The 19074-nt window shown below is 73.2% G+C and carries 18 protein-coding genes; 5 read left to right on the top strand and 13 right to left on the bottom strand.

The features are described 5' to 3' along the window. From QSK22_RS32475 to QSK22_RS32465, 3 genes are all read left to right on the top strand, one after another. Positions 1-127 (top strand): integrase core domain-containing protein (locus QSK22_RS32475; protein WP_285497719.1); only part of this gene is annotated, 127 nt, incomplete at its 5' end. A gap of 61 nt (positions 128-188) precedes the next feature. Continuing rightward, positions 189-1124: a 5'-3' exonuclease gene (locus QSK22_RS32470; protein WP_285498316.1), complete on the top strand. Its 936-nt coding sequence runs from the start codon at positions 189-191 to the stop codon at positions 1122-1124. A 559-nt stretch (positions 1125-1683) separates the two neighbouring features. After that, the gene (locus QSK22_RS32465) at positions 1684-2451 is read left to right on the top strand and encodes a Crp/Fnr family transcriptional regulator (protein WP_285498315.1); all 768 of its coding nucleotides are present in this window, start codon (positions 1684-1686) and stop codon (positions 2449-2451) included. Positions 2452-2522: 71 nt separating this feature from the next. Here the strand turns inward: QSK22_RS32465 and QSK22_RS32460 are convergent, their stop codons facing one another. From QSK22_RS32460 to QSK22_RS32435, 6 genes are all read right to left on the bottom strand, one after another. After that, positions 2523-5294 carry a DEAD/DEAH box helicase gene (locus QSK22_RS32460; RefSeq protein WP_285498314.1) on the bottom strand — a complete coding sequence of 924 codons (2772 nt, stop codon included), beginning with the start codon at positions 5292-5294 and terminating at the stop codon, positions 2523-2525. 189 nt (positions 5295-5483) lie between these two features. Further along, positions 5484-6374 (bottom strand): twin-arginine translocase subunit TatC, encoded by an 891-nt coding sequence (gene tatC / locus QSK22_RS32455; RefSeq protein ID WP_285498313.1) that lies wholly within the window; start codon positions 6372-6374, stop codon positions 5484-5486. A gap of 243 nt (positions 6375-6617) precedes the next feature. Further along, entirely contained in the window at positions 6618-6956 is a 339-nt protein-coding gene (gene tatA, locus QSK22_RS32450; RefSeq protein WP_285498312.1) for a Sec-independent protein translocase subunit TatA, read from the bottom strand. A 24-nt stretch (positions 6957-6980) separates the two neighbouring features. Beyond that, positions 6981-7214: a hypothetical protein gene (locus QSK22_RS32445; RefSeq protein ID WP_285498311.1), complete on the bottom strand. Its 234-nt coding sequence runs from the start codon at positions 7212-7214 to the stop codon at positions 6981-6983. Between the two features lie 194 nt (positions 7215-7408). Then, positions 7409-8428, bottom strand: a complete 1020-nt coding sequence (locus QSK22_RS32440) for a helix-turn-helix transcriptional regulator (RefSeq protein WP_285498310.1) — start codon at positions 8426-8428, stop codon at positions 7409-7411. Between the two features lie 56 nt (positions 8429-8484). Continuing rightward, the gene (locus QSK22_RS32435; RefSeq protein ID WP_285498309.1) at positions 8485-9456 is read right to left on the bottom strand and encodes a helix-turn-helix transcriptional regulator; all 972 of its coding nucleotides are present in this window, start codon (positions 9454-9456) and stop codon (positions 8485-8487) included. Positions 9457-9549: 93 nt separating this feature from the next. Here QSK22_RS32435 and QSK22_RS32430 point away from each other — a divergent pair, with 93 nt between their 5' ends. Continuing rightward, positions 9550-10632: a DUF3866 family protein gene (locus QSK22_RS32430; RefSeq protein WP_285498308.1), complete on the top strand. Its 1083-nt coding sequence runs from the start codon at positions 9550-9552 to the stop codon at positions 10630-10632. Positions 10633-10639: 7 nt separating this feature from the next. Here QSK22_RS32430 and QSK22_RS32425 read toward each other — a convergent pair whose 3' ends face one another. From QSK22_RS32425 to prcB, 6 genes are all read right to left on the bottom strand, one after another. Beyond that, entirely contained in the window at positions 10640-11119 is a 480-nt protein-coding gene (locus tag QSK22_RS32425) for a DUF3291 domain-containing protein (RefSeq protein WP_285498307.1), read from the bottom strand. Between the two features lie 14 nt (positions 11120-11133). Then, positions 11134-11793 (bottom strand): helix-turn-helix transcriptional regulator, encoded by a 660-nt coding sequence (locus QSK22_RS32420; protein ID WP_285498306.1) that lies wholly within the window; start codon positions 11791-11793, stop codon positions 11134-11136. Positions 11794-11897: 104 nt separating this feature from the next. Then, positions 11898-12836 carry an FKBP-type peptidyl-prolyl cis-trans isomerase gene (locus tag QSK22_RS32415; protein WP_285498305.1) on the bottom strand — a complete coding sequence of 313 codons (939 nt, stop codon included), beginning with the start codon at positions 12834-12836 and terminating at the stop codon, positions 11898-11900. Positions 12837-12966: 130 nt separating this feature from the next. Next, the gene (pafA, locus tag QSK22_RS32410) at positions 12967-14325 is read right to left on the bottom strand and encodes a Pup--protein ligase (protein ID WP_285498304.1); all 1359 of its coding nucleotides are present in this window, start codon (positions 14323-14325) and stop codon (positions 12967-12969) included. A gap of 368 nt (positions 14326-14693) precedes the next feature. Then, positions 14694-15443 (bottom strand): proteasome subunit alpha, encoded by a 750-nt coding sequence (gene prcA, locus QSK22_RS32405; RefSeq protein ID WP_285498318.1) that lies wholly within the window; start codon positions 15441-15443, stop codon positions 14694-14696. Between the two features lie 21 nt (positions 15444-15464). Then, on the bottom strand, positions 15465-16310 hold the full coding sequence (gene prcB / locus QSK22_RS32400; RefSeq protein ID WP_285498303.1) for a proteasome subunit beta: 846 nt from the start codon (positions 16308-16310) through the stop codon (positions 15465-15467). A gap of 199 nt (positions 16311-16509) precedes the next feature. Between prcB and QSK22_RS32395 the strand changes: the two genes are divergently transcribed. Further along, complete coding sequence (locus tag QSK22_RS32395) at positions 16510-18165, top strand: hypothetical protein (protein ID WP_285498302.1); 1656 nt, start codon at positions 16510-16512, stop codon at positions 18163-18165. A 777-nt stretch (positions 18166-18942) separates the two neighbouring features. Here QSK22_RS32395 and QSK22_RS32390 read toward each other — a convergent pair. Further along, positions 18943-19074: integrase core domain-containing protein (locus QSK22_RS32390; RefSeq protein ID WP_285498317.1), on the bottom strand; the 132-nt coding region annotated here is incomplete at its 5' end.

Genomic DNA, 19074 nt, shown 5'->3' with positions numbered 1-19074 from the left:
CGAGAGCGAACGCCGCGCCGCGCTTGCGCCCTGGCTGCACATGTACAACCATCACCGCGGCCACACCGCACTCGGCGGCCTCCCACCCGCCAGCCGCGTCACCAACCTGTCAGGACAGAACAGCTAGCACGGAGGGGCCGGGGCGGCGCGCGGCCGCGGGCCGGGCGCCGCGTGGGAGGATGGGCGGCATGAGCGGGCTGATGCTGCTGGACACGCCGTCGCTGTACTTCCGCGCCTTCTACGGCGTGCCCGAGAGCGTGACCGCGCCGGACGGCACGCCGGTCAACGCCGTCCGCGGACTGCTGGACATGATCGCCGGCTTGGTCCGGGACCGCTCCCCCGAGCGGCTGGTGTGCTGCATGGACGCCGACTGGCGGCCGCGGTTCCGGGTGGCGGCGCTGCCGTCGTACAAGGCGCACCGGGTCGCCGCCGACGGCGGCGACCAGGCGCCCGACGCGCTGAAGGCGCAGCTGCCGCTGATCGACCGGGTGCTGGACGCCTTCGGCCTGGCCCGCGCCGGGGTGCCCGGCTACGAGGCCGACGACGTGATCGGCACGCTGGCGGTGCGGGGCGCGGCGCGCGGCCCGGTCGACGTCGTCACCGGCGACCGCGACCTGTTCCAGCTGGTGGACGAGCGCGGCCCGGTGCAGGTGCTGTACACCGCGCGCGGCCTCCGCAACCTGCAGGTCATGGGCGAGAAGGAGGTCGCGGCCAAGTACGGCATCCCCGGCCGCGGCTACGCCGACTACGCGACGCTGCGCGGCGACCCCAGCGACGGGCTGCCGGGCGTGCCGGGCGTGGGCGACAAGACCGCCGCGGCCCTGGTCTCCCGGTTCGGGTCGGTGGAGGGGATCCTGGCGGCGCTGGACGCGGGCACCGTCGAGGGGTTCCCAACGGGGGCGCGGCGGCGGCTGGAGGCGGCCCGCGACTACCTGGCGGCGGCGGGCACGGTGGTGCGGGTGGTCACCGACATCGACTCGGCCGAGCTGCGCGGTCTGGACGACCGGCTGCCGGCCGCGCCGCGCGATCCGCAGGCGCTGGTGGAGCTGGCCGACCGGTGGGGGCTGGACGGCCCGGTCAACCGCCTGCTGAACGCGCTGGCGGCGCGTTCGGGCGCGTCCTGACAGGTGCGTCCTGACGGGGGCGTTGACTGCGGCGCCCGCGGCCCGCGCCGTACCACCCCCGTACGCCCGCTATGACGGGTGTGCCAGGCTTGACCGGTTTCCTGACGTCGGGCGGGCCGTTCCCCGCGCAATGTGTCAGATGACGCAGACACGGCGGGCGCGGCGGCGCACCATCCAAGGCAATGGCGGGTTTTCCTGGACCTGTGATGACCAGGCACGCACCGCCGGCCGGGGGCCGCAGCGGTCCCGGCAGCCGGCGCGGCCGACGCATGGACGGGCCGGTTCCCGCGGCGCTGGGCCCGACCGTCCCACTCCCCCCAACCGCCGCGGGGCCCGGTTCAGCGCCTGGACGCCCGCCGCGGTGGGGCACGGCGCAGCGGGGGCGCCGTCCGCCGCGGCGGCGTCCGGTGTGCGCGGCGGGGGGTGTTCCGGCGGGGGGCGGCCGCGCGGGGGTGCGGCCGGGCGGTCCGGCCCGCGGCGTGCGCCGGTCGTCCGGTGGAGCGGGCCCCCGCCTTGGGCGGGCGTGCGGCCGTGGAGAACTCGAGAGTACGGATCGCCGGTGATCGAACAGACCGCTTCCCCGACCGGCCCCCGGCGCGGCGCACGGCCCGCCGCGCGGGGAGCAGGCACCGCCGCCCCGGCCGCGCCGCACGACGCCTTCTGGAACGCGCTGGACGCCGCGCAGCGCGCGGACCTGCGCGCCGCGGCGCGTCCGCGCACCTACCCGGCCAGGACGCCGCTGTGCTTCCAGGGCGAGGACTCCGACCACATCATCGTCATCGAAAGCGGCTGGGCCAAGGTCACCTCCACCACCTCCGACGGGCGCGACGTGGTGCTGGCGGTGCGCGGCCCGGGCGACCTGATCTGCGAGAGCGCCGTGCTGGGGGGCCGCCGCCGGTCGGCGACGGTGACGGCGCTGAGCCCGGTGCGGGCGCTGGTGGTGCCCGCGGCGCGGTTCACCGCGTTCCTCGACGGCCATCCGGCGGTGTGGCGGTTGGTCAGCGGCACGCTGGTGCGGCGGCAGGACGACGCCGACCGGCGCCTGCAGGCGCACGTGTCGGCCCGGGGCGCCCGGCGGCTGGCCGGGCTGCTGGCGCAGCTGGCGGAGATGTCGGCCCGGCACAGCCCGCCCGGGCCGGACGGCCGCATCGCGATCGCGCCGCCGCTGTCGCAGGAGGAGCTGGGCAGCTGGATGGACGCCTCCCGGGAGACGGTCGCCCGGGCGCTGAACAACCTGCGCGCCCAGGGGCTGGTCCGCACCGGCTGGCGCAAGATCGTCGTGGAGGATCTGCCGGGCCTGCGCGCCTACGCCGACGGCGACGACTGAGCCGCAAGGCGGGGAGTGGGCGCCGCCCGCCCCGCCGGCGCGGCGCGCGGGCGGGGCGGGGCCGGTCCGCGTCAGGCGACGGAGGAGTAGGTGACGACGCCGCGGCGCATGGCGTCGATGGCGCGGCGGGCGGTCTTGCGGATGTGGCTGTTGTCGGGGGCCGCGTCGGCGATCTGCCCGAGCAGGTCGAGCAGCTGCTTGACGGCGCGGACGAAGTCCCCGGCGGTCAGGTCGGTCTCCAGCAGCACCTCGTCCAGGTCATGGCCCTGCGCCCACCGGTAGGCGGTCCAGGCGAACCCCAGATCGGGTTCGCGCAGGAACGACAGGCGGTTGTCCTTCTCGACGGCGTCCAGCTCCCCCCACAGCCGCACCATGGCGGCCAGGGCCTCCTGGGTCTGCCCGCCGGGGGTGCGGGGCGGGGCGGCGTCGTCGGGCTGCCGCGACTCGTACACCAGCGCCGACACGCACGCGGCCAGCTCGGCGTGCCCGAGCCGCTCCCACACCCCGGCGCGCAGGCACTCGGCCGTCAGCAGGTCCAGCTCGTTGTAGATGCGGCCGAGGCGGCGGCCCTCCTCGGTGACGGTGTCGCCGTCGAGGTAGCCGAGCTGCTGCAGCACCGCGCAGACCCGGTCGAAGGTGCGGGCGATGACCTGGGAGCGGCCCTCGACGCGGCGGCGCAGCTGCTCGGTCTCGCGTTCCAGCCGGTGGTAGCGTTCGGCCCAGCGGGCATGCTCCTCGCGTTTGTCGCAGCCGTGCACGGGGTGGCGGCGCAGCCGGGCGCGCAGCTCGGCGATCTCGCGGTCGTCGGCGGCCGGCACGTCCCGGCCGCGGCCGCGGCGCCGCTCGCCGGCGTCGTCGGCGACCTTGTCGCGCAGCGTGGCGGCCAGGTCGCGGCGGGCCTGCGGGTTGCGCGGGCTGAACCCCTTGGGGATGCGCAGCCGCTCGACGGGTTCGACGGCGCGGGGGAAGTCCTGCACCGACAGCCGCTGCACGGACCGGTTGACGGTCAGCACCAGCGGCGCGGGCCCGTCGGAGCGGCGGCCGAGACCGGGGTCGAGCACCACGGCCAGGCCGGAGCGTCGCCCGGACGGCACGAGGATGACGTCGCCGGGCCGCAGCCGCTCCAGGCTGCGGGCGGCCTCGGCGCGGCGCGCCGCGGAGCGTTCGCGGGCCAGCTCGGCCTCGCGGTCGGACAGGCGGCGGCGCAGCGCCGCGTACTCCATGAAGTCGCCCAGGTGGCATTCGGCGGCCTGCGCGTACCCGGCAAGGGCCTCCTCGTTGCGGTGCACCTGCCGGGCCAGGCCGACGACGGCGCGGTCGGCCTGGAATTGGGCGAACGACTCCTCCAGCAGGGTGCGGGCGCGTTCGACGCCGACGGCGCCGACCAGGTTGACCGCCATGTTGTAGGAGGGGCGGAAGCTGGAGTTCAGCGGGTAGGTGCGGGTGCCGGCCAGCCCGGCGACCGACGCCGGGTCGACGTTGGGGCTCCACACCACCACCGCGTGGCCTTCGACGTCGATGCCGCGGCGTCCGGCGCGCCCGGTGAGCTGGGTGTACTCCCCGGGAGTGAGGTCGACGTGGGCCTCGCCGTTCCACTTGTCGAGCCGTTCGATCACCACGGTGCGGGCGGGCATGTTGATGCCCAGGGCGAGGGTCTCGGTGGCGAACACCACCTTGATCAGCCCGCGGACGAACAGCTCCTCGACGATCTCCTTGAAGGTCGGCAGCATTCCGGCGTGGTGGGCGGCGATGCCGCGTTCCAGCGCCGCCAGGAAGTCGTCGTAGCCGAGCACGGCCAGGTCCTCGGGCGCGATGTCGGCGGTGCGCAGCTCGACATGCGCGCGGATCTCCTCGCTCTCCTCCTTGGACGTCAGCCGCAGCCCGGCGTGCAGGCACTGCAGGACGGCGGTGTCGCAGCCGTTTCGGGAGAAGATGAAGTGGATCGCCGGCAGCAGCCCGGCGCGGTCGAGCCGCTCCACCACGTCGGGCCGGGCGGGCGGCCGGAACCGGGCGGGGCGGGGCGCGCGGCGGCGGCCGGTGCGGCGGTTCTGGTTGAGCTTGGCGCGGCGCACCTCCTCCACGGCGATGCGCTGCAGCTGCGGGTTGACCCGGGACTGCCGGTGCGCGCCCTTGCCGACCTCGACGAACAGGTCGTACAGGCGGGTGCCGACCAGCATGTGCTGGAACAGCGGGACGGGCCGGTGCTCGTCGACGATCACGGCGGTGTCGCCGCGGACGGCCTGCAGCCACTCGCCGAACTCCTCGGCGTTGCTGACGGTGGCCGACAGCGCCACGATCCGCACCGAGTCCGGCACGTGGATGATCACTTCTTCCCAGACCGCGCCGCGGAACCGGTCGGCCAGGTAGTGCACCTCGTCCATCACCACGAACGCCAGCCCGGACAGGGTGGGCGAGGCGGCGTAGAGCATGTTGCGCAGCACCTCGGTGGTCATCACCACCACGGGCGCCTCGCCGTTGACGCTGTTGTCGCCGGTGAGCAGGCCGACCTTCTCGGGGCCGTAGCGGCTCACCAGGTCGGCGTACTTCTGGTTGGACAGCGCCTTGATCGGCGTGGTGTAGAAGCACTTGCGGCCGCCGGTGAGGGCCAGGTGGACGGCGAACTCCCCCACCACCGTCTTGCCGGAGCCGGTGGGCGCGGCGACCAGGACGCCGCTGCCGGACTCCAGGGCGCGGCACGCCTCGATCTGGAACGGGTCCAGGTCGAAGTCGTAGAGGGTCTTGAAGTCCAGCAGCGCGGGGCCGTTGGCCGCGGTGCGCTTGCGGAACGCCGAGTACCGCGCCGCGGGGGATTCGGTTGCCGGCTGCGTGTCGGGGGTGGTCATGAGTCGAGCCTACGTTTTCACCCGGCCCGATTCCCAATTCCGGGCGCCGCGGCGCGCGGGCCGGGACGGGCCGGGACGGGCCGGCGGGCGGTCGTCACGGGAGGGCCGCGGCCGGGCCGGCGACCGGGCCGCGGGCGAACCGCAAGCCGGTCGGCGGGCGGGGCCGGCGGGCGGGGCCGGACGGGGGCGTCAGCGGGCGGGGTCGGCGGGGCGGCCGCGCCGTTCCAGCTCCGCGTCGATCTCGTCCAGGTCCAGCGGGGACGCCTCGTCGTCGGACAGGCCCGCGTAGGGGTCGGGGCGGCGGGCGCGGCGCCGGTCGTTGACGAACGCCAGCACCGCCGACACCTCGAACAGCACCAGGGTCGGCACGGCCAGCGCCAGCATGGTGAACGGGTCGCCGCTGGGGGTGGCCACGGCCGCGAACAGGAAGATCCCGAAGACCGCGATCCGCTGCGACCTCTTGATCATCTCGAAGCTCAGCACGCCGGCCATGTTCAGCACCACCACGAACAGCGGCAGCTCGAAGGTCATGCCGAACACCAGCAGCATCGCCAGCACGTAGCCGAGGTAGTGGTCGACGGTGATCAGCGCGGTGACGTCGTCGATGGAGAACCCGCCCAAGAACAGCTGCAGGCCCTTGTCGACGGTCATGTACGCCAGCACGGTGCCGACCAGGAACAGCGGGATCGCCGCGCCGAGGAACACGTACGTCCAGCGCTTCTCCCGCCGGTACAGCCCGGGCGCCACGAACGCCCACAGCTGGTACAGCCAGACCGGCGAGGAGATCACGATGCCGACGATGAAGGAGATCTTCAGGCGCAGGAAGAACTGCTGGAAGATGGTGTTGACCACCAGGGTGCACTTGCCCGACTCCAGCTGCTGGGAGGCGGGCAGGGAGCAGTAGGGGTCCTTGAGGAAGTCCCAGATGGGCTGGAAGAAGATCCAGCCGACGATCGTCCCGACCAGCAGGGCCAGCAGCGCCTTGATCAGCCGGTTGCGCAGTTCGCGCAGATGGTCCATCAGCGGCATGCGGCCTTCGGGGTCGACGGCCTTGCCGCTGCGCGGGCTCAGAAACTTCATCGTCGGCTTCGGGGTCGGGTGCCGCCGCTCACGCGGGCACGAGGGTCGGATGGGTGCGCGCGGGGCGCCGCGGGCGCGGCGGGGACGGGCTCCGGCGGCCTGGCCGCCGCACGCCCGACCGACCGCCCCGCGCGGCGGCACCGCGGCGCGGCGCCGGACGCCCGCACGCGCGGCAGCACGTACAGCGCGTACGGCACGCGCTGTACGTCACGGTACGGCACCGGGGCGACGCCGGGGGCGCGGTCAGGAGTTGCGGATCTGGTTGGGGTCGGAGACCGGAACGCCCTGGATCGGCTCGCCCGACGGCAGCGGGCGCCGGACGGCGGCACCGTCGGCGGCGGCCTCGCGCTCCAGGCGGGCGGCCTCCTCGCGCAGCCGGGCGGCCTCCTGGCGCGGGTCGCCCTGCGGCGCCTGCGGCGCGGCGGCGGGCTCGTCGTCCTCGCGCAGGCCCTTGGTCTCGGCCTTCAGGATGCGCGCCGACTTGCCCAGCGAGCGGGCCAGCTGGGGCAGCTTCGCCGACCCGAACAGCAGCAGCACGACCAGCAGGACGATCAGGATCTCGCTGGTGCCGAAATTACCCATGACATTCCTCTTCAGCAGGTCTACTCACGACGATCGTACGCCGTCCTCGCGACGCCGCGCCTCCCCCCGGGGGGCCGTCCTGTCCTGCAGGATGCGCAGTTCCTCGGTCAGCGCCGAGTGCCGCGGGGCCAGCCGCCGCCGCGCCCGGCCCAGCTCCCGGCCCAGGCGGCGCACCCCCAGGTAGACCCTGAACGCGCACACCGCCAGCACGGCCAGGCCCGCGAAGCCCAGCGCCACCGACGCACCGACCCATCCCACGTCCGCCACCGTAACCGACGTCCTCCACCGCTGTCGTCATCCGGACCGGTCCGCGCGGCACCGTCACGTGATGTTCACATGGACGTCGTATCACTACGAAACAGTGCGAACAACACCCGAAGCGGGCGCCGCGCCCGTCACCGCGGCCTCCTTACGGCTGCCTCCTTACCGCGGCCTTTTTACTGCAGTCCCCGTCACGCGTGCCCGTACAGCGCCAGGGCGCGGGAGGCGTCGCCGCGGATCTCGGCGGCCAGCTCGGCGGGCGCCACCACGCGGCCCTGGTCGCCCAGCCGCAGCGCCAGTCCCCGCACCCAGCGGGTGTCGGAGGTGCGCAGCACCACCTCCAGCCGCCCCTCCCCCAGCTCCCGCACGCTCTCGCACGGGTAGCAGTCGGCGACCCAGCGGCCCTGCGCGGTCAGCTCCAGGGTGACCACGACGTCGTCGGGCGAGGGCCGGTACAGGCCGGCGTCCACGTCGCGCGGCTCGGCGTCCTCGGGGACCTGCGCGGGCACCTCGTCCAGCACCCGCAGCGACGTGATGCGGTCCAGGCGGAACAGCCGCACCGCCTCGGCGCGGCGGCACCACCCCTCCAGATACGTGCTGCCCTCCACCACCAGCAGCCGCATCGGGTCCACGTCGCGTTCGGTGTTCTCGTCGCGGGCCGGCACGTAGTACGCCAGATGCACGCGCCGGCCCCGGGCGATCGCGTCGCGCAGGCTCGCCAGGTGGCCGCTCGCGTCCGCCGCGCCGCCCGCCTCGACCTCCACCGCCACCTTGCTGGCCGGCGCCGCCGCCACGCCCGCCGCGGTCTCCAGCTTGGCGATCAGCCGGCTGAGCGCATCGCGGTCGGGCAGCCCGGGGATGTCCGCCAGCATCCGCAGCGCCACCAGCAGCGCGCTGGCCTCGTCGACCTTCAGCCGCAGCGGCCGCGCGATCGACTCGGCCTCGGTGACGATGATCTCCCCGCCCTCGTAGGACAGGTCGATCGGGCAGTAGGGGTCGGGCGCGCGCAGCTCCACGCACCACAGCAGGTTCAGATCGTCGATCAGCTGCTTCTCGGTGACCCCGAACGCCCGCGCGGCCTGGTCCAGCGCCACCGAGTCCCGGCTGATCACATACGGCACCAGCGCCAGCAGCCGCGCCAGCCGGTCGGTGGAGGTGGTGGCGCGGCCCGCCGCCCGGGCCGCGGGCGCCCCCGTGCTCCGCCCCGTCATCGCTCACTCCCCGTCATCGTCCGCTCCCCGCCTGCTCCCTGTCCGGCCGCCGAAGGTCACCGGTCGTGCGCCGCCAGCGCCGCCTTCAGCTGCCAGATGACCGCCTCCCGCAGGTCCGGCGGGTCCAGCACGACCACATCGTCGGCGAACCGCGCCAGATACGGCGCGAACCGGTCGACGTCGCGGAAGGTCAGCACGGCCTCGTCCCACGTCCCGTCGCCCACCGGCCGCACGTCCCGCGCCCACCGCCGCGGCCCCTGCGCGGCGCCCGCCCGCAGCCGCACCGTGGCCGGACGCGGCTCGCTCGCCGGGTCGCCCCCGGTGAACGCGATGCGCCGCACGTCCACCCCCGGCGGGACCGTGACGCTGCCGGGCGGGCCGTCGGGGACGACCTCCCCGACGATGCGGCTGAGCCGGAACACCCGCGTCTCCTCCCGGTCGCGGTCGTGCCCCACCACGTACCAGCGGCCCCGGCGGCTCACCACGCCCCACGGCTCCAGATGCCGCCGCGTCACCCGGGTGCGCCCCACGCCCTGGTAGTCGAACGCCACCGGGCGGCCGTCGCGCACCGCCTCCCACAGCGCCGGGAACGACGGCTCGCCGGTGTCCAGCCGCGGCTCGATGCCCGGCGCGCCCGCGGTGTCGGTCTCCACCCCGGCCGCGCGCAGCTTCAGCAGCGCCCCCGACGCCGCGTCGGCCATGCTGGCGCGCTGCCACACCCGCGCCGCCAGCCCCAGCACCGCCGCCTCGTCGGGCGTCAGATGGATGTCGGGCAGCTCGTAGGCCTGCCGGGGGATCCGGTACCCGATCTCCTCCCCGCCCGCGCCGAGCCGGTCGCTGCCCACCTCCAGCGGCACCCCCAGCTCGCGCAGCTCCTCCTTGTCGCGTTCGAACATCCGCTTGAACGCCTCGTCGGAGTCGGGGTAGCCGGGCACCGCCCGGCGGATCTGCTCGGCGGTCAGATAGCGCCGCGTGGCCAGCAGGCACACCACCAGATTGAGCAGGCGCTCGGTCTTGCGCCGCGACACTTGGCCACCACCTCGAAGTCGTGCTGCGGTCCGCTCGGCGAGCCCGCGCGTTCCCGGACCATTCCTCCGATCAGGACGCTACCGTTTCCTGCTGTGATCCGATGGCGCAAAGGCACGGTTGAAAGCGTCCGCCGGGAATGGCCGGGGGCGGTCGAGCTCGACGTGGCGATCGACGGCGACGGCACCCGCCGGGCCCTGGCCTACACCGCGCTGGTGGGCAGGCCGCAACCGGGCGACACCGTCCTGCTCAACACTACGGCCTTGGCGCTCGGCCTGGGCACCGGCGGCTACGCCATGGTCGCGGCCGTCCCCGACCGGCTGCCGCCCGACCCGGTCGGCCCCGGCCACCTGGTCAAGGCCCGCTACACCCCGCTGCAGGCCACCGTGCTGGGCGCCGACGAGCAGGACTCCCCCCACCATGAGACGCTGCGCGACGCCGACTCCGTGGACGGCATGCCGGTGATCGTGGCCGACCTGCACTCGGCGCTGCCGCCGATCCTGGCGGGCCTGCTGGCCGAGCGGCCCGGCGCCCGCGTGGTGTACGTGATGACCGACGGCGGCGCGCTGCCCGCCTGGTTCTCCATGTCGATCGCCCGGCTGCGGCAGGCCGGCGCGCTGGCCGCCACCGTCACCGTCGGGCAGGCGTTCGGCGGCGACCTGGAGACCGTCACCGTCCACACCGGCCTGCTGGCCGCACGCCTCGTCCTGGACGCCGACGCGGCGGTCGTGGCGCAGGGCCCCGGCAACCTGGGCAGCGGCACCCGCTGGGGGTTCTCCGGCGTCGCCGCCGGCGAGGCCGTCAACGCCGCCGCCGCCCTGTCGGGACGCCCGGTGGCGTCCCTGCGCGTCAGCGAGGGCGACGCCCGCGAACGGCACCAGGGCGTGTCCCACCACAGCCTCACCGCCTACGGGCGCGTCGCCCTGGCCCCCGCCGACGTCGTCGTGCCCGAACTGGGCGGGGAGCTGGGGCAGCGCGTCGCGGCGCAGGCGGCGCCGCTGGGCGAGCGCCACTCCCTGGTGCCGGTGCCGGTGGACGGCCTGTACGACGTGCTGCAGGCCGCCGAGGCGGACTGGGGGGTGCGGCTGTCGACGATGGGCCGCCGCCTGGACGAGGATTCGGCCTACTTCCTGTCCGCCGCCGCCGCGGGCCGCCACGCCGCCGCTCTGCTCGCCTGACCCGCCGTCAGGCCCCGGCGGGCTGTGCCCCCTCGGGGAGCCCCTCCGGGGTGTAGAAGTCGCGGAAGGTGAACGCGGCCGGGGACGGCCCGCGCTCGCGCAGCAGCTCCAGGCGCTCCACCCCCTCCTCCACCGTGGGGATGCGGCCGGCGGGGACCCACCACAGCGCCTGGTGCGCCTCCACGTGCCGCCGGAACCATTCCCGGCGGCGCCGCAGCGCCTCCAGGTGGGCGCTGCGGTAGACGAAGTCCCACAGCGCCTCCCGCGACTCCCACACCGACATGTTGACGATCACGTCGGCGCCGACGGGACGCACACCGGTGGCGTCGTTGGCGCCTTCCCCCACCAGGCGCCACACGAAGCCGGGCGACCGGTCGGCCAGCGCGTTGACCGGATCGAGCAGGGACACGAACTCCGCCATGCCCGGGGCGTCCAGGGGCTCCTTCAGCGCGGCCACGTTGATCTGGGCGAGATGATGCTCCGTCATGCCCGCACTGTATGTCAATCTTCGTTGTTTTTAGAAGACGTCTCCTCCACCACCACGCAGCACCACCCCGGACGCGCGTCCATCCGCGCCCGCAACCCCTCGGCGCCCTCCAGCAGCCCCTGCAGCAGCGCCAGGTTCATCCCGCACACCAGCGGCGGGAACTGCTCGGCGAGCGCGTGGAACGGACAGTTGCGCATCCGCACCGCGCCGCCCTCCTCACGCCGCGGCTCGTATCCGCGGCGCGCCAGCACGGCCCCCACCTCTTCCAGGCCGCCCACAGGCTTCGCACCGTGCAACGCCCGCCCGCGGCGCCGGGCCGCCGCCCGCAACTCCTCGTCCAGCCCCGCCGCCTCGGCCGTCTCGGCCAGCACCTCGGCCGCCGTCCGGTAGTCGCGCGGCGGCAGCGACAACGCCCGCTCCCCCGCCGCCCGCCGGTACAGCTTGGCCGGACGCCCCGCCCCCGGCCCCGACCGCCCCGTCAACCGGCGGCTCTCGGTCTCCAGCAGCCCCGCCTCGGCCAGCCTGTCCAGATGGAAGGCCGCCAGCGTGCGCGCCACCCCCGCCGCCTCGGCCGCCTCGTTCCGGCTCACCGGATGGTCCTGCGCCGCCACGTACTCGTACAGCCGCCGCCGCAACGGATCACGCAGCGCACCGAAAGCCTCGAAATCCTCCACCTGCCCAGTCTAAGAACAACCGGACCCGGCGTTAGAAAACCGCTTTCCGCAGCGGGAGACGACCAGGGCACGCCCGGGAGCGGTCAGTGCACTTTTGGAAGCGGTCAGTGCACACCCAGGAGATCGACGACGAACACCAGCGTGTCGTCACCCTTGATGCCGGCCTGCGCCAGCCCCTCCTTGCCGTAACCCAGCGACGGCGGCACCACCAGCAGCAGGCGGCTGCCCACCCGCTGCCCCACCAACGCCTGGTCCCAGCCCTTCATCACCTGGCCCGTACCGATCGTCACCGCATACGGGCGGCGGCTGCGCCACGACGAGTCGAACACCTGGCCGTTCCGCCAGAACACCCCCACGTACTGCAACGCCAGCAGCCGACCCTTGGCCACCACCGGCCCCTGCCCCTGGATCAGGGTGCGCACCTGCAGCTTCTTCGGCGCCGCCACACGCGGGACCGTGACCTGCGGCGCCTGCCCCTGCCCGCCGCCCGACACACGCGGCAGCTTCGGATCGTTCAGCGTCTGCGCCCGGCCCTGCGCATGCGCCGTCTTGCCGTACACCCCCCGCACGTCCAGCACGTACACCAGCGAATCGTCCGGGCCCACCTGGTGCTGGGTGTCGCCCGTGTCGCCGTACCCCTCCGAAGGCGGGATCTTGGCCACCACCCGGTCACCCGCCCGCACCCCCAGCAACGCCTTGTCCAACCCCGGCACCAGCCGACCCGTCGGAAACGCCCCCGGCACCCCCGCCAGATAGCTGTTGGCCAGCAGCTTGTTGCCGTCCTTGCTCCACCGGTACCCGACATAGTCGGCCACCACCAGATCGCCCTTGCGCGCCCCCTCGCCCTCGCCGTCCCCCTCCACCAGCGTCTTCACCGCCAGCTCCGCGCTCGGCGCCCCCTTCGGGAACGACACCTCCGGACGCGTCCCGAATCTCCCCCGGACCGTCACCTCGACGTCGTCCCCACCCGAACACCCGGCGGCCAGCACCAGCGGCGCCACCAGCACGATCCCCAGCAACGGCGCGAAGACACGACGGCGCATGCGGCTCCTCACCCAACGCACGGCGACCCGGACTGAGCGCACACCCTACCGCCAAGGTGACCGGCCAGTAGCCCCTACGCGCACGAAACCGGGGACGGCACCCCGCACCGCCCCCGGCCCCGCGCCGACGTCACATACCGGCGATCAGCTTGTCGACCCGCTCGTCCACCGACCGGAACGGATCCTTGCACAGCACCGTCCGCTGCGCCTGATCGTTCAGCTTCAGATGCACCCAGTCGACCGTGAAGTCCCGCCGCTTCTCCTGCGCCCGCCGGATGAACTCCCCGCGCAACCGCGCCCGCGTCGTCTGCGGCGGCACCGACTTGGCCTCGAACACCTCCAGATCGCGCGTCACCCGCTCCACCGCACCGCGCTTCTCCATCAGGTAGTACAGCCCCCGGTCGCGGTGCACGTCGTGATACGCCAGATCCAGCTGCGCCACCCGCGGCGACGACAGCGGCAGATCGTACTTGCGCCGGTACCGCTCGATCATCCGGTACTTCGTCACCCAGTCGATCTCCCGCGACACCAGATCCAGATCACCGGTCTCCACCGCCCGCAGCGTCCGCTCCCACAGATCCAGCACCCGCTTGACCACCGGATCCCCGCCGCGCCGGTCGATGAAGTCCTTCGCCTTGCCGTAGTACTCCTTCTGGATCTCCAGCGAACTGGCCTCCCGGCCGTTGGCCAGCCGCACCTTCCGCCGCCCCGTCATGTCATGGCTGACCTCGCGGATCGCGCGGATCGGGTTCTCCAGCGTCAGGTCCCGCATCACCACGCCCGCCTCGATCATCCGCAGCACCAGGTCGGTCGCGCCCACCTTCAGCAGCATCGTGGTCTCGCTCATGTTCGAGTCGCCCACGATCACATGCAGCCGGCGGAACCGCTCGGCATCGGCATGCGGCTCGTCCCGCGTGTTGATGATCGGCCGGGACCGGGTGGTGGCCGACGACACCCCCTCCCAGATGTGCTCGGCCCGCTGCGACACGCAGTACACCGCCCCCCGCGGCGTCTGCAGCACCTTGCCCGCCCCGCAGATGATCTGCCGCGTCACCAGGTACGGGATCAGCACGTCCGCCAGCCGGCCGAACTCCCCGTGCCGCCCCACCAGATAGTTCTCGTGGCAACCGTACGAATTGCCCGCCGAATCGGTGTTGTTCTTGAACAGGTAGATGTCGCCGGCGATGCCCTCCTCCCGCAGACGCCGCTCGGCGTCCACCAGAAGACCCTCCAGGATCCGCTCACCGGCCTTGTCGTGCGTCACCAGGTCGATGACGCTGTCACACTCGGGCGTCGCGTACTCGGGGTGGCTGCCCACGTCCAGGTAGAGCCGCGCGCCGTTGCGCAGGAACACGTTGCTGCTGCGGCCCCACGACACCACCCGCCGGAACAGGTAGCGGGCCACCTCGTCGGGTGACAACCGCCGCTGCCCGCGGAAGGTGCAGGTGACGCCGTACTCGTTCTCGAGCCCGAAGATGCGCCTGTCCACACCAGCGAGCCTATGCGGCAGGACCGCCACTTGGCAGTCTCCACAGCCCCTCGTTTCGCACCCGCCAACAGGCCAGGGACGGCCACCTCCGACAGGTTTGACCGCCGCACCAAGCGCCACCGGCACGACGCAGAACCGGCCCCGCGGCGCACAACCCAAGAAAAAACCCGCCGTGACCAGCCGCCCCACCCGGGAACGACCGCCCACGACGGGTCACACCACCGCCGGGCCCGCCCAGACCGCCGCCGCGACACCGCGCGCGACGTCAGAACGCCCACGCGCGACGCGCCCACCCGCCATGCGAGACGCCCACGGGCGACATGGCACGCCCCGCCCCCTGGACACGCCCCGGGCACGGCCCCGGCGGCTCAGGACGACTCAGAACCCCCGTCCCCCGACTCGTCGCCCTCCGACGGCGCACCCGCCGAACCGCTCTCCGCCTCGCGCAGCAACGCCTCGATCCGCGCCGCCGGAAGCCGCTTGAACAACCGGTGCTCGCGGTTGCGGTCCAGCACCGCCACCTCCAGCGACGTCGCCTCCAACCGGCGGTCCGAGTCCTGCGCCTCCAGCGACCGCACCCCCGCCAGCAGCGCCTCCGCCAGACCCATCCCCTCCCGGAACCGGTCCTTCAACGCCTGCGCCACCGCATCGGCCTGACCGCCCATCGCCACGTAACCGTGCTCGTCGGCCACCGAACCGTCGAACGTCAACCGGTAGATCTGATCCGAGGCGGCATCCTCCCCCACCTCGGCCACCACCAGCTCCACCTCGTACGGCTTGTTGGTCTCCGTGAAGATCGTCCCCAGCGACTGCGCGTACACGTTCGCCAACCCGCGCGCCGTCACATCGCGCCGGTCATACTGGTACCCGTTGATATCCGCGTACCGCACCCCGCCCAGCCGCAGATTCTCGAACTCGTTGTACTTCCCGACCGCCGCGAACGCGATGCGGTCGTAAATCTCACTGATCTTGTGCAGCGCCCGCGACGGATTGTCCGCCACGAACAAGATGCCGTCGTCATACTGCAGCACCACGACACTGCGGCCCCGCGCGATCCCCTTCCGCGCGTAGTCCGCCTTGTCCTTCATCTGCTGCTCGGGCGACACATAGAACGGCATGGACACCGGTCAGGATCCCTTCTATCGCAGCGGAGCGGTCGGACCACCGGGCGACTCGAACCGAGCCTCCACCACGGCCTGCGCCAACGCGCCCACCTCGTCCTCACCCAGCCTGCGGTAACCGTCGGCCGTCACCGTCGCCACCACCGGGAAGATCCGGCGCGCCAGATCCGGCCCACCGGTCGCCGAATCGTCATCGGCCGCGTCGTACAACGCCTGCACGCACACCGTCGCCGCGTCCTCGGCCGACAGGTCCGCACGGTACAGCTTCTTCAACGCCCCCCGCGCGAACACCGACCCCGAACCGATCGAATGGAACTCCCGCTCCTCATACCGGCCCCCCGCCGGATCGTAGGAGAAGATCCGCCCCTCGTCCCGCTCCTCGTCGTACCCCGCGAACAACGGCACCACCGCCAGTCCCTGCATCGCCAGACCCAAATTCCCCCGGATCATGGTCGCCAGCCGGTTCGCCTTGCCCTCCATCGACAGCGGACGGCTCTCCCGCTTCTCATAGTGCTCCAGCTCCACCTGGAACAACCGCACGAGCTCCATTCCGATCCCCGCGGTCCCCGCCACCGCGATCGCCGAGAACTCGTCGGCCCGGAACACCTTCTCCACATCACGCTGAGCGATCATGTGCCCCGCCGTCGCGCGCCGATCGCCCGCCATCACCACGCCGCCCGGGAACGTCACCGCCACGATCGTCGTACCGTGCGGAATCTCCTCCCCCGCCGACGACGCCGGCAGCACACGCCGCCCAGGCAGCAACTCCGGCGCATACCCGGCCAGGAACTCCGTGAACGAAGACGTGTCAGGGCTACCGAACAACCCCGGCAGACGTCGGGTGTGCGAATCGTGCGACCCCACGCGACTCCTTCCTCCACCATGGCACCGAGGCCCACAGAGCACACCGGTGCGGACGTCTAGACCCTACTGTTCAAACCCCGCTCACCGCATGCGACGTGATCCTCACCCGGATCCGCCTACGGCGAAACCCGCACACCGGACACCCCCGCAAACCCCTCCGCGACAAACCCCGCCCACCCCCGACCACTACGATGACCCCGTGGTGTGGCGTCCTCCCGGCCCCCAGGGCCCCCCGCCCGGACAACCGGGCTGGCCGAGCCCCCTCGGCCAACCGACCTGGCCCAGCGCCCCAGGCCAACACGCCTGGCCCTCCCGGCGCCCCCACACCATCCCCGCCTACGCCGCCGCACCCCCGGCGTCCCCACCGGAACCACCCCTCCCCGAGGACGCCGACCCCTTCACGCGCGCCGAACACGAAACGCGCCTCATCGTCCGCAGCCCCTGGTGGCCCACCGCCACCCCCCTTCAACGCCAGCAAGCCCTCATCCCCCAACTCCTCTCCCTCCCCGACCACGGCTGGTGGCTCCACGGCGCCTGGGCCCGCTGGTACCGCTGGCACCCCGCCGACAGCCGCTGGTTCCTCAGCCCACCCCCCGCCGGGCCCGACCGCGCCACCGCGCTCCCCCTCCAACCCGGCTACGCCCCACCCCTCATCCCGGCCGAAATTCTTCCCACCGGGCCCGACTACGCCCACGACTACGGCCCACCCCGCGCCATCGCCGGCACCCTCCTCTCCGGTGCCATCCTCTACCGCCTGCGCTCCGTCATGTCCGAAGCCGCCCAGGCACCTCCCGCCGACTACCCCCTCGGCTGGAACTTCTTCCTCCACGGCACACCCAGCACCATCGCCGTCACCTGGAGCACCACCCTCTGGTGCGCCTCCGTCCCCGCCTTCGACCCGCAGGTCCACCACGACCTGCTCGACCTGTGGAACCCCCACCTCGCCCAGCCCTACGGCGACCAAGGCCGCCTCCGCTGGCTCGCCCCACCACCCCTGCACACCATCATCGGCCTCTACGCCGAACGCCTCCGCGCCGGGCGCCCCGACGCCGCCGCCCAACTCATCCGCTGCATGGTCATGACCGCCCAGGCCCTCCGCGACGATCCCCGCTTCCGCCTGCGCGCCACCGCCCTGCTCGCCATGATCGAACCCCTCCAGGCCAACCCCGCGCTCGACCACAGCGCACTCCCCTACGGCGACCAAGCCGTCGAACGCGCCTGGCGCACCCGCTGCCCCGCCCCGCTCGCCGCCACCCTCTTCGCCGACTCGGCCCCCGGCGAACGCTTCCAACTCGCCTTCTACGACCTCGCCACCGCCCTGCGGCCCCTGTGCGGCGACCCCGCCGACCCCGCCTTCATCGAACCCCGCCACGCCGCCACCGCCCTGCTCGCCGCCGACATGGCCGCCTACCGCCCCGACCTCGCCACCCCCGTCTCCCGCTGGCTCGACCCCGAACTGCGCGCACTCCTCACCGACGTCGTCCAGCAGGACACCCACCCCCTGCGCGACCTGTGGCCCACCGACGACACACCGTCACCACGGCTCACCCCGTCCGACCCCGACACCGCCCTCGGCGTCCTCAGCGCCTCCGCCGCCGTCGGATTCGCCTGGTCGCGCCTCGCCGGAGGCATCCCCATCCCGCCCCGCGGCTTCACCGTCCCCAACGCCTACATCGCCCACCTGGACACCCTCGCCGCCACCCCCACCGTCACCGACCTCCCCATCGACGGCACCACCGAGCCCGCGAACGACGACACACCCACCGACACCCCCGTCGAGACGGCCGAACAGAACGGCTGCGCAATCACCGACCCCGACCAGATCATCGACCCCCACCCCACCCCCGACCCCTGAGAATCCACCCCCCTCCAGGCCCCGCCCACATCCGCCGCGGCTTGGGCCACTGGTCGCCCAGCCACACCGGCGCAGGCGACAACAGGGGCACGGGAGCGAGAGGGCACCCCCGACGACGCCCCAGGCCACGGCGAAACCACCACAATCCCGCCCAGCGAGCCCAGGCACAGCGAGCGTAAAAACCCAGCGGCAGTTGGAGAACCAGGCCGAGACGACGGACCCGGCCGACTCTCAGCGGGCCCTCGCTCGACAGCCAAGCGCGCACGCATCAGCAACGTCCGTCCAGCCACACCAGCGCCAGCGACAACGGAGACAACAAGACACGCAGCTAAGAAGCATCCCCGACGACGCCCCAGGCCACGGCAAAGCCACCACAATCCCACCCAGCGAGCCCAGGCAGGGCGGGCGCCAGGAAAGGCTGGAGATCGCGGGCGGGGCGGCGGACTGGTCTGACAACTCCCGGCCGACTACCGCTCGACGGCCAGGCGCGCACGCTTGGCGTCAGCCTGGTTCGCTCGTGCCCAGCCACACCGGCGCAGGCGACAGCGGGGACGACGAGGGCGATGACGAGGGCACGGGGCCGGGCTGGCCGCGCTCATCACCGTGCTTTGCGACGCTTGTTCTCGGCCATGCCCGCGCTATGGCAGGGCTTGCACTAGGAGGTCAGCCCCGACTTCTTCGCCCGGTTCCGGCCGAGCTCTTCGACAGGACTCGGTCCCCTTGCAGCGGGGGCAGTACTTCATACCTTCGAGCACGGCCGGGTGCCTGCGGTACGGCCTAGGTGTGCTGTTCGGACAGGTTGGTGACGCGGCTGGCTGGGGTTTGGCCTGCGATGCCGGTGTGGGGTCGGTGGTAGTTGTACCAGTCGAGCCAGTCGCCGAATGCGGCTTGTCGTTGGGTTTCTGAGGT

It is taken from the genome of Actinomadura sp. NBRC 104425 (assembly GCF_030269545.1).
Classification (GTDB): Bacteria; Actinomycetota; Actinomycetes; order Streptosporangiales; family Streptosporangiaceae; genus Spirillospora; species Spirillospora keratinilytica.
This window is presented reverse-complemented; position numbering and strand designations above follow the sequence as displayed.

Excerpts from the sequence above, each read along its gene's own strand:
- prcA (WP_285498318.1), bottom strand. The coding sequence starts at position 15,443 with ATGCCGTTCTATGTGTCGCCCGAGCAGCAGATGAAGGACAAGGCGGAC.
- QSK22_RS32470 (WP_285498316.1), top strand. The coding sequence starts at position 189 with ATGAGCGGGCTGATGCTGCTGGACACGCCGTCGCTGTACTTCCGCGCC.
- tatA (WP_285498312.1), bottom strand. The coding sequence starts at position 6,956 with ATGGGTAATTTCGGCACCAGCGAGATCCTGATCGTCCTGCTGGTCGTG.
- QSK22_RS32440 (WP_285498310.1), bottom strand. The coding sequence starts at position 8,428 with ATGACGGGGCGGAGCACGGGGGCGCCCGCGGCCCGGGCGGCGGGCCGC.
- QSK22_RS32425 (WP_285498307.1), bottom strand. The coding sequence starts at position 11,119 with ATGACGGAGCATCATCTCGCCCAGATCAACGTGGCCGCGCTGAAGGAG.
- QSK22_RS32460 (WP_285498314.1), bottom strand. The coding sequence starts at position 5,294 with ATGACCACCCCCGACACGCAGCCGGCAACCGAATCCCCCGCGGCGCGG.
- QSK22_RS32415 (WP_285498305.1), bottom strand. The coding sequence starts at position 12,836 with ATGCGCCGTCGTGTCTTCGCGCCGTTGCTGGGGATCGTGCTGGTGGCG.
- tatC (WP_285498313.1), bottom strand. The coding sequence starts at position 6,374 with ATGAAGTTTCTGAGCCCGCGCAGCGGCAAGGCCGTCGACCCCGAAGGC.